We start from the raw sequence: 15,050 nt of genomic DNA on the forward strand, positions 1-15,050 counted from the left end.
CGGATCGTGCAGGAGAGGCGCGCATGCCACCGCACCCCTCGCCGGACGAAGCGGCGGACGGCCCCGGCGCCGGGGTCGAGCCCGTCGTCGAGCCGCGCCGCGCCGCGGTCGCGCTGCGCGACCGCGCCCGGCAGGAGGCGGCGCTGGTCGCGCTCGGCGAGCTCGCCATGAACACGGAGGAGATGGAGCCGCTCCTCCAGGCCGCGTGCGCGACGGCGGTCGAGGTGCTCGGGGTGGACGCGGCGCTGCTCGCCGAGGACCGGGGCGGGCGGCTCGTCGTCCGCGCCGCCGCGGGTGTGGGGCGCCCGGAGACGGACGTCGCGGCCCCCGGCCCGTCGCTCGCATCCTCGCTCGGCTTCGCCTCCGCCGCGGAGGTGACGCTGCCCGGCCTCCATCGCGGAGCCCTCGTCGGCGCCTACGCGCGGCAGGCGCGCAACTTCTCCCCCGACGAGATCCGGTTCCTCGAGACGGCGGCGAGCATCCTCGCGTCGGCGCTCGTCCGGCGCAGGGCGGAGGAGGAGGTCCTCGACCGCGAGCGCGAGGCGCGGGCGGTGTTCGAGGCGGCGCTCGACGCGATGCTGCTCGTCGACGATGCCGGGGTGATCCGGGACGCGAACGCGGCGGCCACCGCCCTCCTCGACGCGCCCCGCGCCGCGCTGCTCGGCGCCCGGCTCGACGCCATCGCGCCCGCCGCGCGGGACCGGCTCCGGGCGGGCGCGCTCGGGCGCTCGCCGCTCGAGGAGGCCGAGGTCGCGCTCCCCGGCGGACGCGCGCGGTCGGTGGAGCTCGCGCTCGTGCCGGGGGTCCACCCGGGCCGGCACCTCGCGGTGATGCGCGACGTCACCGAGCGCAAGCAGCTCCACGCCCGCCTCGCCCTCGCCGACCGGCTCGTCTCCGTCGGGACCCTCGCGGCGGGGGTCGCGCACGAGCTCAACAACCCGCTCGCCTACGTGAACGCGAACCTGGCCTTCCTCGCGGAGCGGCTCGGCCGCGCCGGCGAGCTGCTCGCACGCACGCAGGGCGTCTCGCCGGAGGACGCGGACCTCGCGGTCCAGCTCCAGGAGGCGACCCGCGACGCCCGCGCCGGCGCGGAGCGGATGCGCGTCATCATCCGCGACCTCAGGACGTTCTCGCGGGGCGACGAGGAGCAGGCCGGGCCCGTCGAGCTCCGCCCGGTCCTCGACTCGTGCGTGAGCATGGCCTGGAACGAGATCCGCCACCGCGCGCGGCTCGTGCGCGACGTCCCGCCGGTCCCGCCGGTGCGCGGGAGCGAGGCGCGGCTCGGGCAGGTGTTCCTGAACCTGCTCGTGAACGCCGCCCAGGCCATCCCCGAGGGCCACGCGGACGAGAACGAGATCGCGATCGCCGCGCGCGCCGAGGGCGGGCGGGTCGTCGTCGAGGTCCGCGACTCCGGCTGCGGGATCTCGCCCGAGCACCTGCCGCGCGTCTTCGATCCGTTCTTCACGACGAAGCCGCCGGGCGTCGGCACCGGCCTCGGGCTCTCGATCTGCCACAGCATCGTGACGGGACTCGGCGGCGACATCGCCGTGCTGCGCGCGACGCGCGGCACCGTGCTCCGCGTCACGCTCCCCGTGGCCCATGCCTCGATCCCGGCGGCCGCCCTGCCGCCCGCGGCGCCCGCCCGGGCGCGCGGGCGGATCCTCGTGGTGGACGACGAGCCGCTGGTCGGCACGGTGCTCGAGCGGACGCTCCAGGCCGAGCACGACGTGACGGTCGTCTCCTCGGCCCGCGCCGCGCTCGACCGCATCGCGGGCGGCGCGGTCTTCGATCTGGTGCTGTCCGATCTCCTGATGCCGGAGATGAGCGGGATGGAGCTCTACCGGGCCCTCGAGGAGCGCGACCCGCGCCTCGCGCGCCGCATGATCTTCCTCACCGGCGGTGCGTTCACGCCCGCCGCGCGCGCGTTCCTCGAGCGCGAGCCGGTGCTGTGCGTGGACAAGCCGTTCGAGCTCGACGCCATCCGCTCCGTGCTCGCGCGGCGGCTGGCGGAGCTCTCCTAGCGCGCCCTCGAGCCCGCTAGAAGAGGACGAGCACCCCGAGCGGCAGCGGCACGACCTGCGCACTCCGCGCGGAAGCGCCCGGCTGCGGCGGGCGGTCCTCGCGACCGTGCAGCCAGAGCGGCACCGCCACGCCGATCCCGCCGCCGACCACGGCGCCCGTGAGCACGTCGGTGAGGTAGTGCTTGTCGCCCGCGATGCGGAGGTACCCGACCGCGGTCGCGAGCGTCATCCCGACGCCCCAGACCCACGGCGCGCTCCGGTAGCCACGGAGGGTCGACACCGTCCCCGCCGCGGCGGCGAGCGAGAACGTCAGCGAGGTGTGGCCCGAGTAGAAGGACAGGTTGTCGTCGGACTCCGGCACCCGGTCCGGGCTCGTGCCGTTCCCGTAGTGCACGAACGGCCGCTGCCGCCCCACGGCGAACTTCACGATCTGGTTCAGGGAGCCGGCGATCCCGGCGGCCTCCGCGATGAAGAGGAGATCCCGGCCGCCCGCGCCGACGTCGCCTGCCGCCCGCGCCGCGAGCAGCTGGTGCGCGGCCACGCCGGCGGGGAAGACCGCGAACGCGAGCACGTCGGAGGCACGGCGCGGCACGTTCACGTTCGACGCGAGGAGGAGGTCGCGCGCGCCCGCGTCGAGGGCGTTCGTGCCGCAGAACCGGCACTGGGCCGGGGCGAGCCGATCCTTCAGGAGCTCCGTGCCGCCCCAGAACGCGAACGTGGCGGCGGTGACGGGCACGTCGACGGACAGGTCGTACCGGAGCGGGATCGGCTCCTCGGCGCGGGCGGCGGAGACGGTGAGGGCGAGCGCGAGGGCGCAGGCGAGGCGCATGCGGGGACACTATCATCCGCGGAGATGGCGAACCCTCCCGACGAGCCGCCGCGTCCGGACGACGACCTCGACGCGCCCGTGCCGCTCCCCATCGACGGGACGCTCGACCTCCACGCGTTCCGGCCGTCGGAGGTCGGCGACCTCGTGCCGGAGTGGATCGGCGCGTGCCGCGACGCCGGCCTCCTCGAGCTCCGGATCGTCCACGGGAAGGGGACGGGCGCGCTCCGGCGCACCGTCGAGGCGCTCCTCGCCCGCGATCCGCGCGTCCTGTGGCACGGGCCCGCCGGCGAGGACGCCGGGGGCTGGGGGGCGACGCTCGTGCGGCTCCGGGAACGGTAGCCGTCTTCGTCCGTCCGTTCCGTGACCGTGCCCGTACACGTGCCCGGCTCCTCCGTGCCCGTGACCCGCTTCCCGTGGCCCGTGGCCCGTGCGGGCCCCGAACGCTCCCCTCGTCACCCGAGCCGCGCCGCGCTCTCGAGCACCGCCTCGAGCCCGTCCGCGGCCGGCGCGCTGCCCTGGGCGAAGTCCGGCGCGCCGCCGCCTTTCCCGCCGAGGGACGCTGCCGCCGCCCGGAGCCGCTCGCCCATGTGCGGCCCGTCCGCGCCGCGCGGCCTCGCGAACGCGAGGTGGACCCGGCCGTCCTCGACTGCGCCGAGGCAGGCGACCCGACCGCGCACCGCGAGCGCCTGCGCCACCGCCCGCGCCCACGCCGCGGCGCCCGGGACGGGCGGCGCGAGCATCCCCGCGATGGCGCCCTCCCGCGCCGCGAGCCTCGCCGCCTCGGCGTCCGCGAGCGCAGCGACGAGCTTCTCCTGATCCTTCCGCCGGACCGCGGCCTCCTCCACCGTGCGGGCCGCCGCCGCGGGCACCTCGGCGCTCGCGCACCGGAAGGCGTCCGCCGCTGCCTGGAGCCGCGCGCTCGCCTCCGCGAGGGCGCGGACCACCCGGCCGCCGCAGAGGAACTCGACGCGGGTCCCCGCGCCCCACTTCTGGACGCGGAGCACCGCGATGGCGCCCACCACGCCGGTGCGGCGCGGGTGCGTGCCGCCGCACGGCGACGCGTCGACGAGCGCGTCGGTCGCGGGCAGGCCGCCGCCGGGGCCGGGCTCGCCCACCACCACGACCCTCGATCCCTTCGCCGGCTCCTTCCGGAGCGGCAGCCGCGCGAGCTCGTCCGGCGAGAGGTCTCGCGCGACCACCGGCAGGTCGCGGAACACGAAGGCGTTCGCGGCCGACTCCACGGCGCGGAGGACCTCGGGCCCGAGCGCCGCGGGCGGCGCGTCGAGGTCGAGGGTGCAGGTGTCCGCGCCGAGGTGGAACGACAGCGTCCGCGCGCCGGCGCGGCCCTCGAAGGCGGCCGAGAGGAGGTGCTGCCCGTGGTGCTGCTGCACGTGATCGAGCCGCCGCGCCGCGTCCACCTCGCCCCGGACGTGCCCCGACGGCGGCGGGCCCTCGGTGAAGTGCAGGATCTCGTCCCCGACCTCCTGGACGTCGACGACCGCGACCCCGCCGAGCCGCCCGCGGTCGGCGGGCTGGCCGCCGCCCTCGGGATAGAACGCGGTCCGGTCGAGGACGGCGGCCGGGCGGCCGCCGTGCACGCGGGTCGCGAGCACGGTCGCGTCGAAGGCGAGGAGGTCGGGATCGGCGTGGTAGAGGCGGTCGGTCATGGGGTGACGGCAAGGCCTCGGGCCACGGCAACCGCAGGCCCCAGGTGAAGCGCCGCTCCGTCGGTCTCACGAGCCCGAGGCCTGATGCCGGAGGCCCGGCGCCTGAGTGTAGCCGGACGGGCCGGATCGCGCCCTGCCCGCGCCCGTCATCCGACCCGTGGGCAGATTCGGGGCATGAAGCTCGTCATCCGCGCGCATCACCTGTCGCTCCCGCCGGAGCTCCCGAAGTTCCTCGACAAGCACGTCACCCGGCCGCTCGCCCGCGTCTTCGACGACTCCGCGGCGGCGCTGACCGTCTTCCTCGGAGACACGCGACCGAAGCGGGGCGGCGTCGACCAGGAGTGCCGGCTCTCGTTCCGGATCCCCGGCGCGAAGACGCTGAACGTCGCGAGCGTGGAGAAGGACCTGTACAAGGCGCTGCTGGACGCCAGCGAGCGGCTGAAGCGCCTCGTGCAGCGCGAAGTGGCGAAGATGCGCAGCGGCAGCCGGAAGCCCATGCACCGCCCGCTCGGCCGCTCCTGGCGCGAGCGCTCGTCGCGGCAGGGCGTCACCCCGGAAGGCGATCCGGCGTCGCTGTAGCGGCGCGGGCCGCGGTCAATGCGGGACGCCCACGGCGTGCCGCCACGCGTGCAGCACGTGGGCGGCGATGTCCGCGACGCCCACGCCGCGGGTCACCTGCGCGAAGACCACCGGGCCGTCGCCGCGCATCCGGGCGGCGTCGCGCGCCATGACGCCGAGGTCGGCGCCCACCGCCTGGGCGAGATCGGTCTTGTTCACCACCAGGAGATCCGCCTGCGTGATGCCGGGACCACCCTTCCGCGGCACCTTGTCCCCGCCGGCGACGTCGATCACGTAGATCGTGTAGTCGGCGAGCTCGCGGCTGAAGTGGGCGGCGAGGTTGTCGCCGCCCGACTCGCAGAAGAGGAGCTCCGGGTCGTGCGCCTGCGTCAGCTCCTCCAGGGCGAGCAGGTTCGCGGTGACGTCCTCCCGGATCGCCGCGTGCGGGCACCCGCCGGTCTCGACCGCGCGGATCCGCTCGGCGGGGAGCGCCTGGTTCCTGACCAGGAACTCGGCGTCCTCGCGGGTGAAGATGTCGTTCGTCACGACCGCGAGCGAGTGCGCGTCCCGGAGCATGCGGCAGAGCGCGAGCACGAGCGCGGTCTTGCCGCTCCCGACCGGCCCCCCGACGCCGACGGTGAAGGCGCGCCGGCGGAGGTCGCCGCGCGGGCGGGGCGGATCGCGATCGAGGAACGCGCCCGGCCCGGGGGCGTGGTCGTGGCCGGAGTGGAGCGAGAGCGAGGTCATGGTCAGCTCTGGAAGAGCCTCGAGTAGAGGCGGTCCTGGTGCGACTGCAGGAGGTCGAGGAGCGGCGAGGTGGCGGCGGCGTCCTCGGGCGCGCGCCCCGCGGTGGCTGCGAGGACCGCCTCCGCGACCGCGCCGGCGCGGAGGAGCGCGGCCTGCGCCTCGAGCGGGCCGACCAGGCCGAGCCGCACGCCCGCGGAGACGACGCCGCGCGCCACGACGAAGAGGTGGAGCCGGGCGGCGTGATCCGCGGCCGCGCCGAGCGCCGCGAGGAGCGCGCCGGAGATCGGGGCGAGGTGCCCGGCGAGGCCGGCCCGCCGGACCTCGTCCTCGAGCGCGCCAGCGGCCGGGCCGAACGCGCGGGCCGCCCGGAGCAGCGCCCGCCCCTGCGCGCGGCTCGCGCGGTTCGCGACGTGCCCCGGCGTGGCGGCGTCGCAGCGGGCGTCGAGGTCGGCGAGCCGCTCCGGCGCGCGCGCGGCGGCGAGCACGAACGGGACCGCGAGCGACCCCGCCTGCCAGAGCGCCTCCTCGACGAAGCGCTCGAGGCCCGCCGCGCCGCGGCAGCGGCCGAGCTGCACCGCCGCCTCGAGCCCGCCCGAGTGGGCGAAGCCGCCGGTGGGGAGGGCGGAGTCCGCGAGCTGGAACGCGAGCCAGGGCGTCATCGGGAGGTCGTCGTCAGAAGAGGAAGTAGCGCTGCGCGAGCGGGAGGCGCGCGGCCGGCTCGCAGCGGAGGAGCACGCCGTCGGCGCGCACCTCGTAGGTCTCCGGGTCGACCTCCATCCGCGGCAGCGCGTCGTTGAGCCTCATGTCCTTCTTGCCGAGGTGGCGGCAGCCGTGCACGGGGACGAGCCGCTTCGCGAGGCCGTAGCCGTGGACCGCGCCGTCCTCGAGGGCGGCGCGCGAGACGAACGCGACGCTGGTCGCGCCGACGGCGCGGCCGAACGCCCCGAACATCGGCCGCGACAGGACCGGCTGCGGGGTGGGGATCGAGGCGTTCGGATCCCCCATCTGCGCCCAGGCGATGAGGCCGCCCTTCAGGACGAGCTCGGGCTTCGCCCCGAAGAACGCGGGGCGCCAGAGCACGAGGTCCGCGAGCTTCCCGGGCTCGACCGAGCCCACCTCCTCCGAGAGGCCGTGGGTGATCGCCGGGTTGATCGTGTACTTCGCGACGTAGCGCCGGATGCGGAGGTTGTCGTTCTCGCCGCGCTCCTCGGGGAGCCGCCCGCGCTGGCGCCGCATCTTGTCGGCGGTCTGCCAGGTGCGGGTGATCACCTCGCCGACGCGCCCCATCGCCTGCGAGTCCGAGCTCATCATGGAGATCGCGCCGAGGTCGTGGAGGATGTCCTCGGCCGCGATGGTCTCGCCGCGGATCCGGCTCTCCGCGAAGGCGAGGTCCTCGGGGAGGGACGGGTCGAGGTGGTGGCAGACCACGAGCATGTCGAGGTGCTCGTCGACGGTGTTCACGGTGAACGGCCGGGTGGGGTTCGTCGAGGACGGGAGGACGTTCGGCTCGCCGCAGACGCGGATGATGTCCGGCGCGTGCCCGCCGCCCGCGCCCTCGGTGTGGAACGTGTGGATGGTGCGGCCCGCGAACGCCGCGATGGAGTGCTCCGCGCAGCCGGACTCGTTGAGCGTGTCGGTGTGGATCGCGACCTGGACGTCGAGCTGGTCGGCGATCCGGAGGCAGGTGTCGATGGCGGCGGGCGTGGTGCCCCAGTCCTCGTGGAGCTTGAGGCCCACCGCGCCGGCCCGGATCTGCTCCGCCAGCCCCTCCGGCGACGCGGCGTTCCCCTTCCCGAGCAGCCCGATGTTCACCGGCAGCGCGTCGGTGGCCTGCAGCATGAGCCCCACGTGCCGCGCGCCCGGGGTGCAGGTGGTCGCGTTCGTCCCCGTCGCCGGGCCGGTGCCGCCGCCGAGGAGCGTCGTGACGCCGCTCGCGATCGCCTCGTGCGCCTGCTGCGGCGAGACGAAGTGGATGTGCGTGTCGATGCCGCCCGCGGTGAGGATGAGCCCCTCGCCGGCGATGCACTCGGTGCCGGGCCCGATCGTCATGCCGGGCGTCACTCCCGCCATCGCGTCGGGGTTGCCGGCCTTCCCGAGGGCGACGATGCGGCCGTTCCGGACGCCCACGTCCGCCTTCGTGACCCCCGAGTGGTCGAGCACGAGCGCGTTCGTGACGACGAGGTCGAGCACCTCGCCGGCGGGGGCGCCTGCCGCCTGCCCCATCCCGTCGCGCAGGACCTTGCCGCCGCCGAACACGCACTCGTCCCCGTACACGGTGAGATCGCGCTCCACCTCGAGCAGGAGCGACGTGTCGCCGAGCCGGACGCGATCGCCCGTGGTCGGCCCGTACACCTGCGCGTACTGCCGCCGGTCCATCCGCCGCGTCATCGCCCCTCCTCCTCGTGCCCGAAGCCCCGCCGCTCCGCCTCCGCCACGGCGCGCGCCCGCCCCTCCTCGGCCACGGGGCCGGTCGCGAGGGCGTTGCCGCCCTTCACGATCCGGCGGCCGGCGATCTCGACCAGCTCCACCGTGCGCGTCTCGCCGGGCTCGAAGCGGACCGCCATCCCGGCCGGAACGTCGAGGCGGCGGCCGTAGGCGCGGGCGCGGTCGAACCGGAGGAGCGGGTTGGCCTCCGCGAAGTGGTAGTGACTCCCCACCTGCACCGGGCGGTCGGCGAGGTTGGTGACCGCGAGCCGGATCGCCTCGCGCCCCGCGTTGAGCACGATCTCGCCCGGCGCGGGGAGGACCTCGCCCGGGATCGCCTCCTCCGCCCCGGCGGGCTCCGCCGGCTCCGCGAACAGCGAGAGCGGCGGGACCGGCAGGAACGACCCGTACAGCGCGAGGGCGAGGTCGCCGTGCTCGGCGGCGATCGGGTGGTGGACGGTGACGAGCTTCGTGCCGTCCGGGAACGTCCCCTCGACCTGCACCTCGGCGACCAGCTCCGGGACGCCGGGCAGCACCTGCCGGCGCCCGAGCATCCGCCGGCCGAGGTCCATCAGCTCGGCCACGCGACGGCCGTCCCGCACGAGCTCGAGGAGCTGCGTCGCCACGAGCGCGACCGCCTCGGGCTGGTTCAGGCGGAGCCCCCGCGCGAGCCGCTTCTGCGCGAGGACGCCGGCCTGGTGGAGGATGAGCTTGTCGATCTCGCGTGGGCCGAGGTGCATGCGTCTAGCCTCCGGGGTCTCAGGGGATTCGGGCGAACGGGTCCGCGCCGGCGACGTCCGCGACGAACGCGAGCCGCTCGCGGAGGAAGACGAGCCCCGCCTCGACGGTCCGGCTCGCCACGCGCAGGAGGACCCCGCCGCCGGCGAGCGGGCTCGCCGCCGCGAGGACGGGCGCGTCGCGATCCGCGGGCGCGTCCGCGAGCCGGTCGAGGAGGGCGCGGGCGTGGCGCGCGACGGCCGGCCCGAGGGCGACGGCGGTCGCGAGGAGGTCGATCCCCTCGAGGCGCTCGCCGAGGGGCGGCCCCTCGCCCGCGACGAGGCGGAGCGCGTCCGCGAGCACCGGGCGGCCCGCCACCGCGACCTCCACGCGCGAGCGGTACGCCGCGAACGCCCAGCGTTCCCCCCGGGCGGCGCGGCCGGCGACGAGGGCGTCGAGCCACAGGAGGCTCGAGCCGGGCGCGAGCGCGAAGCGCTGCTCCTGCTCGAAGCGCGCGCCGGCGAAGCAGCTCACCGGCTGCGGGAGGACGGCGAGGACGGCGCCCTCCGCGACCCGAGCGTGGAGACGCTGCGCGGCGACCGCGCCGCCGGACCGGTACACCTTCGTCCCGGCCTGGGTGGAGAGGAGCGCGGTCGACCCCGCACCGACGTCGAGGTCGAGCGAGACGTCGTCGCCGGCGACGAGACCGCCGCCGTGGCTCGCCGAGATCACCCAGGCGACGCGCCCGCGGGGCGACGGCGAGAGGAGCTGGAGCGGGCTCGCCGCCGCGCAGGCGACGAGCGCGCTGGCGCCGTCCACCCGCGCCGTCGCGATCCGCCCCGCGCCGGAGCGCAGCCCGCCTTCCGGGCGGGGGTGCCCGATGGCCGGGCAGCACGCCCCGCTGAGGTCGAGCATCGGCGCGGGATCGGCGACTCGCATGCGGGCAGGCGTGCCGCCCGTGCAGCGCGCGCGCCAGCCCGCAGCGGCCCGAGGCCCCACCCGGACCGCGGCCGGTCCGCCGCCCGGCCGGAGCGCGGTGGGCGGACGGCCGGGCGCGCCGGCGGCTACGCCGTCGCCTTGGCGGGACCGAGCAGGCGGCGGAGGTGCCCGAGGAGCGCCTCGCTCGTGAACGGCTTCTGGATGAGCTCCACGTCGCCGTCGACGAGGCGGTCCTGCACCAGCGCGTCGTCGGTGTGGCCGGTCATGAAGAGGACCTTCATCCCGGGCTGATCCCCGGAGAGCGCCTCGGCGAGCTCCGCCCCGCTCATCCGGGGCATCACGAGGTCGGCGAGGAGGAGGTCGACCCGTCCGCCGCGCTTGCGTGCCGCCTCGAGCGCCTCCGCGCCGTTCCGCCCCGCGATGACGTGATACCCCGAGCCGGCGAGCACGCGGCCGAGGAGCGTCCGCAGGGCGTCCTCGTCCTCCGCCACGACCACGGTCTCGCCGAGGCCGCGCGGGGCGGAGGCGGCGACCTGGACCACCACGCGATCGCCGCGCTCCTGCGCCATGGGCAGGAACACGGTGAACGCGGAGCCCTCGCCGGGCCGTGACTCGACCCGGATCGCGCCACCGGCCTGCCGGACGATGCCGTACACCGTCGCGAGGCCGAGCCCGGTGCCGGTCTCCTTCGTCGTGAAGAACGGCTCGAAGATGCGGCTCCGGACGTCCTCGTCCATGCCGCAGCCGCCGTCCTTCACGGTGAGCGTCACGTACCGGCCCGCCGCGAGGGGTAGATCGCGCGGCGGCTCCGCGAGGTCGACGTTCGCGGTGGCGATGGAGAGCGGGCCGCCGGCCGGCATCGCGTCGCGGGCGTTCACCGCGAGGTTGATCAGGACCTGCGCGAGCTGGTCGGCGTCGGCGAGGACCGGCCAGATGCCGTCCTGGAGACGCGTCGAGAGCTCGATGCGCTCGCCGATGGCGCGGGAGAGGAGCTTTCCGAGATCGGCGACCACCTTGTTGATGGAGAGCACCTCCGGACGGAGGAGCTTCTTGCGCGAGAGCGTGAGGAGCTGGCGGGTGACCCCGACCGCGCGGTGGGCCGCCTCGACGATCCCCTCGGCGCTCTCGCGCACGCGGGCGTCGCCCTCGGGCAGGTCGCGCATGAGGAGCTCCGAGTAGCCCAGGATCACCGCGAGGACGTTCGAGAAGTCGTGGGCGACGCCGCCGGCGAGGCGCCCGACCGCCTCCATCTTCTGCGCCTGCCGGAGGTTCTGCTCGAGCTCGCGGCGCTGCGACTCCGCGCGCTCGCGCTCGGACACGTCGCGGACCGACACCACGCGGAACGCGCGGTCGTGCAGCCGCAGCTCGTCGACCGTGAGCTCGACCGGGAACCCGGCGCCGTCCGCGCGGCGGTGGCGGCCGGGCGCGGAGCGCATGCCGGGGCGCGGCTCCTCCGGCTCGACCTCCGGGTCGAGCAGATCCGCGAAGCGGAGCCGGCGCAGCGCGTCGCGGTCGCGCCCGTACAGGCGCTCGGCGGCGGGGTTCGCGTCGTCGATGAGACCGCTCTCCGCGTCCACGAGGAGGATCGCGTCGGACGACGTCTCGAAGACGCCGCGGTGAAGCGCCTCGCTCTCGACCAGGCGTCCCACGAGCTCCCGCTGGGACCGCTTCATCCGGACCTTTTCGACCGCGTTCTCGACCTTGAGGTTCAGGGCGTCGTAGTCCGAGACGGGCTTCGTCACGTAGTCGTAGGCGCCGATCTGGACCGCCTGGATCGCGGAGTCGAGGGACGCGTAGCCGGTGACGAGGATCACCTCGACGTCCGGCTTCGCGGCCTTGAGGCGGCGCGCCACCTCGAGCCCCGAGCCGTCGCCGAGGTTCTTGTCCACGAGCGCGACGTCGATGTCGCCCGCCTCCTCGGCGCGCGCCAGCGCCTCCCGCGCCGAGCCGGCGAGGAGGAGCGTCCGGCCCTCGCTCTCGAGGAACCGGCGGAACACGTCCAGGATCACGGGCTCGTCGTCGACGATGAGGATCGTCGCCATGGGACTCCTCCCAGATCGAAGGTGACGCCGGCGGAGAGGCCCACCGCGGCGAACGCGCCCGCGGGCCGGGGGCCGGCGGCGAGGAGCGACGCCTCGAGGAAGGGCGCACCGTGGCGCATCGGCAGGGCGAAGCCGACGCCGAGGCGGGCCGCGGGCGCGGCGCCCCAGGACGGCGCGCCGTCGGAGGGGTCCGCGCGCGCGACGAGCGCGCCGACGGTGGCGCTCGCCCACAGGTGGCCGCGGCGGAGGTCCTGGTGCAGCGCGCCGCCGGCGAGGAGCGCGCCGCCGCCCACGCCGACGCTCCCGGCCGGCCGGGGGCCGCGCGCCGGCGTGCCGTCGCGGTCCGCCGTGAGCGCCTCTCCCTCCACGCGCCACGCGAAGGAGAGGGACGCGGGGAGCGCCCGGACCGGCCACGCGAGCTCGGCCGCGGCGCCGAGGCGAGGCGCCGCGAACCGCCCGCGAACGTCGCCGTACACGCCGGCGGACGCGGACAGCGCGATCCCGGTCCGCGGCGGGACGAGCAGCAGGTCGGACGTCGCCGCGACGTCCCCGACGCGCGCCACGACCTGGTCGTCCGCCCGGGCGGCCAGGCGCGGCGGGCGGTAGCGGACGATCCACTCGCCGTCCGCTGCCGCCTCGACCGCGACGACGCGGCCCCGGACGGCGTGGACCTCGGGCGGGCCGGCGACGGCGTTCTCGAACCGGTCGACGACCGCCACCCGGAGGGTCGCCTCACGCTCGCCGTCCGCGACGAGCACCGCGTCGTCCGGCGAGATCCGCGCCGCGGCCGGCGGCCCCGGGACGAGGAGCAGCGTGCGCGACCCGGCGATCCGCGCGGCGGAGGCGCGCGCCGACACGGCGACCGAGCGGTTCCGCCCGAACGTCGGCGGGACCTTGAGACGGGCCGTCACGACGCCCGGCGCCGACTCGACCCGCTCCCCGAGCTCGCCCGCGTCGGCCTCGAGCTCGATCCCGGACGGCACGGGGTTCCCGGCCGCGTCGAGCACCCGGGCGACCACCTTCACGTCGTCCGCCGCGCCCGCCGTGAACGTGTCGCGATCGAACGCGACGGCGACCGTGGCGGGCGGCCCGGCCAGGGCCTCGACCCGGAGCACGACGCGCGACGCCGCCGACCCGGGGAGCCGGACCACCAGGCGATCCTCGCCGGCCGCGCCGGGCGGGACGGTCCAGGTCGCCTCGAACGCGCCCGGCTCGCGCGGCGCGTACGCGACCGAGCCGCGCGACGGCTCGAACACGGGCACGTCGCCGCGGCGCGCCGCGCCGTGCGGCGCGACGACGTAGGCGAGCACGCGGACCGACTCGGCGCGGTCGGCGTGGATCGAGACGCGATCGAGCACCGCGTGCACGAGCGGCTTCTCCGGGACGTGGAGGTCGACGGCGGTGAAGCCGTGGTGCGCCTCGCGGACGCCCGGCGGGACGACGATCGGGATCACCGCCACGCCGTCGTCGCCCGCCGCCCGGGGGCCGAACGTCTCGTCCTCGACGCGGAGCGCGATCTGCGCGCCCGGGCGGGCGCGCACCTTCGCGTCCCCCTGGCCGGAGAGGGGCAGCGCGAGCCACCCGTCCACGGCGCCGCGCGCGCCGCGCCCGACGGCGCAGACGATCGCCACCTGCGGGATCCGGTCCGACGGCGCGCGGTACCGGGCGGCGAACCCGCCGCCGGGCAGCCGGCGCAGCGCCTCGATCCGCCCCGCACTCGCGGTGAGCGTGACCTCCTCGACGTCGGCCGGCGCGGCGATCCGCAGCTCGGCGCCGCCGTCGCGCCCGAGCACGAGCCGGGGCGGGTCCGCCGCGATCCGGAGCGCGCCGCCGGACGCGACGGGCGGCGCGTCCGCCGCGCGCACGCGGGGAGCCGCCGCCGCGAGCGCGGCGGCGACGAGGGCCAGGGCGCCCAGGCGCTCACGGGCTCGACGGCGATCCATGCCAGTCGATCTCGACGGACTCGATCAGGTCTCCCGCACGGCACGGCGGTGCGGCCGCGGGGGCGGCGGGCGCCCTGGAGGCCGCCGGGGCGTCCCTCGCCGGGGGCGGCGCGCAGGCGGCGGGCGCGCGATCCGCCACGCGGCGCGCGACGCGCGCGAGCATGCCGGGCGAGACGGCGTCAGGAGGCCGCGCCTGGGCGCGCCACGTCGTCGCCTCCGCGGCGACGGGCGGGGGCGCGGCCGTCGCCGGCGCGACGGTCGTCACCGACGCCGGCGTGACGATCGACGTCTGCGCCACGGCCGTCGGGGCCACGGGCTCCGCCACGCTCTCGCGCGGGCGGAGGTTCGCGCCGGCGATCGCGAGGAGCCCGGTGCCGACCGCGATCCCCGCCGCGATCTGGAGGACGCTCTTCATGGGCGCGCTCCCTCCGGCGGCGCCGGGACGGCGATGCAGAACTCCGTGACCGCCCAGGAGAGCCGGGCCGGGTCGGTCTCGTCCACGAGGTAGATCTCGCCGCCGAAGCGCCCCATGAGCCGGCGCGCGATGTGGAGGCCGAGCCCGGTCCCCTTGCCCGGCGACTTCGTCGTGAAGCGCGGCTCGAAGATCCGGCCGCGGACCTCCGCCGGGATCCCGACGCCCTCGTCGGAGATGCGGACCTCGACGCGACGGCCGGCCGCCGGCAGCACCCGCACCGCGACCCGCGCGTCGCGGTCGACCGCCTCCACGGCGTCGATCGCGTTCGAGAGCAGGTTCGTCGCCGCGTGCACGAGCGCGCCCGGCGCGCCGAACCCGTCGAGCGGCCCCTCGCCGGAGCTGAACGCGAACCGTCTCGCCAGGGGACGGACGCGGTGCGCGAGCAGGTCCACGGCGCGCGTCACCACGGGCGCCACCGCGAAGGGCGCGGGCTCGGACTCGTCGGCGCGGAGGAGCGCCTCGTACCCGTTCATGACCTCGGCGAGGCGCGCGAGCTGCTTGCGGAGGAGCTGCCACTCCTCGTGGCGCCCGAGCTCGGCGCCCGCCGCCCGCTCGAGGAGCGTGGCCGCGGCGTCGGCGCCCATGAGCGGCTGCCGCAGCTCGTGCAGGAGCCCGGGCGCGAGGAGCTCGGCGTCGAGCAGCTCGAGCGGCGGCGGTGAGGTCTCGTCGTGCGAGTGCTTCATGCGCT

The 15,050-nt window shown here is 76.7% G+C and carries 14 protein-coding genes; 3 read left to right on the forward strand and 11 right to left on the reverse strand.

Annotation, left to right across the window (positions count from 1 at the left end; all coding sequences use genetic code 11):
- The first annotated feature begins 23 nt into the window (after positions 1-23).
- Complete coding sequence (locus AMOR_RS11795) at positions 24-2,021, forward strand: ATP-binding protein (protein WP_248361273.1); 1,998 nt, start codon at positions 24-26, stop codon at positions 2,019-2,021.
- A 16-nt stretch (positions 2,022-2,037) separates the two neighbouring features.
- Here AMOR_RS11795 and AMOR_RS11800 read toward each other — a convergent pair whose 3' ends face one another.
- Complete coding sequence (locus AMOR_RS11800) at positions 2,038-2,850, reverse strand: phosphatase PAP2 family protein (RefSeq protein ID WP_248361275.1); 813 nt, start codon at positions 2,848-2,850, stop codon at positions 2,038-2,040.
- Between the two features lie 24 nt (positions 2,851-2,874).
- Between AMOR_RS11800 and AMOR_RS11805 the strand changes: the two genes are divergently transcribed.
- A complete protein-coding gene (locus AMOR_RS11805) occupies positions 2,875-3,189 on the forward strand; it encodes a Smr/MutS family protein (protein WP_248361277.1) in 315 nt (104 codons plus the stop codon).
- 113 nt (positions 3,190-3,302) lie between these two features.
- On the opposite strand, the gene AMOR_RS11810 is transcribed toward AMOR_RS11805, so the two are convergent.
- Complete coding sequence (locus tag AMOR_RS11810) at positions 3,303-4,517, reverse strand: alanyl-tRNA editing protein (RefSeq protein ID WP_248361279.1); 1,215 nt, start codon at positions 4,515-4,517, stop codon at positions 3,303-3,305.
- Positions 4,518-4,691: 174 nt separating this feature from the next.
- Between AMOR_RS11810 and AMOR_RS11815 the strand changes: the two genes are divergently transcribed.
- Positions 4,692-5,096, forward strand: a complete 405-nt coding sequence (locus AMOR_RS11815; RefSeq protein ID WP_248361281.1) for an HPF/RaiA family ribosome-associated protein — start codon at positions 4,692-4,694, stop codon at positions 5,094-5,096.
- 15 nt (positions 5,097-5,111) lie between these two features.
- Here AMOR_RS11815 and ureG read toward each other — a convergent pair whose 3' ends face one another.
- The 9 genes from ureG to AMOR_RS29730 form a co-directional block, all read right to left on the reverse strand.
- The gene (ureG, locus tag AMOR_RS11820; RefSeq protein WP_248361283.1) at positions 5,112-5,822 is read right to left on the reverse strand and encodes an urease accessory protein UreG; all 711 of its coding nucleotides are present in this window, start codon (positions 5,820-5,822) and stop codon (positions 5,112-5,114) included.
- Positions 5,823-5,824: 2 nt separating this feature from the next.
- On the reverse strand, positions 5,825-6,481 hold the full coding sequence (locus AMOR_RS11825) for an urease accessory protein UreF (RefSeq protein WP_248361285.1): 657 nt from the start codon (positions 6,479-6,481) through the stop codon (positions 5,825-5,827).
- 13 nt (positions 6,482-6,494) lie between these two features.
- Entirely contained in the window at positions 6,495-8,210 is a 1,716-nt protein-coding gene (ureC, locus tag AMOR_RS11830; protein ID WP_248361287.1) for an urease subunit alpha, read from the reverse strand.
- The gene (locus tag AMOR_RS11835) at positions 8,207-8,986 is read right to left on the reverse strand and encodes an urease subunit beta (RefSeq protein ID WP_248361289.1); all 780 of its coding nucleotides are present in this window, start codon (positions 8,984-8,986) and stop codon (positions 8,207-8,209) included. Before AMOR_RS11835 ends, ureC begins: the two co-directional genes overlap by 4 nt.
- Positions 8,987-9,005: 19 nt before the next feature.
- Entirely contained in the window at positions 9,006-9,878 is an 873-nt protein-coding gene (locus tag AMOR_RS11840) for an urease accessory protein UreD (RefSeq protein WP_248361291.1), read from the reverse strand.
- 149 nt (positions 9,879-10,027) lie between these two features.
- On the reverse strand, positions 10,028-11,944 hold the full coding sequence (locus AMOR_RS11845; RefSeq protein ID WP_248361293.1) for a hybrid sensor histidine kinase/response regulator: 1,917 nt from the start codon (positions 11,942-11,944) through the stop codon (positions 10,028-10,030).
- Positions 11,908-13,887: a hypothetical protein gene (locus tag AMOR_RS11850; RefSeq protein WP_248361295.1), complete on the reverse strand. Its 1,980-nt coding sequence runs from the start codon at positions 13,885-13,887 to the stop codon at positions 11,908-11,910. The genes AMOR_RS11845 and AMOR_RS11850 overlap by 37 nt, the downstream gene beginning before the upstream one ends.
- Positions 13,865-14,302, reverse strand: coding sequence for a hypothetical protein (locus AMOR_RS11855; protein WP_248361297.1), 438 nt, complete (start codon positions 14,300-14,302; stop codon positions 13,865-13,867). The genes AMOR_RS11850 and AMOR_RS11855 overlap by 23 nt, the downstream gene beginning before the upstream one ends.
- A complete protein-coding gene (locus AMOR_RS29730) occupies positions 14,299-15,045 on the reverse strand; it encodes a sensor histidine kinase (RefSeq protein ID WP_318653864.1) in 747 nt (248 codons plus the stop codon). The genes AMOR_RS11855 and AMOR_RS29730 overlap by 4 nt, the downstream gene beginning before the upstream one ends.
- Positions 15,046-15,050 lie beyond the last annotated feature (5 nt).

The organism is Anaeromyxobacter oryzae (assembly GCF_023169945.1).
In the GTDB taxonomy this organism is placed as follows: Bacteria; Myxococcota; Myxococcia; order Myxococcales; family Anaeromyxobacteraceae; genus Anaeromyxobacter; species Anaeromyxobacter oryzae.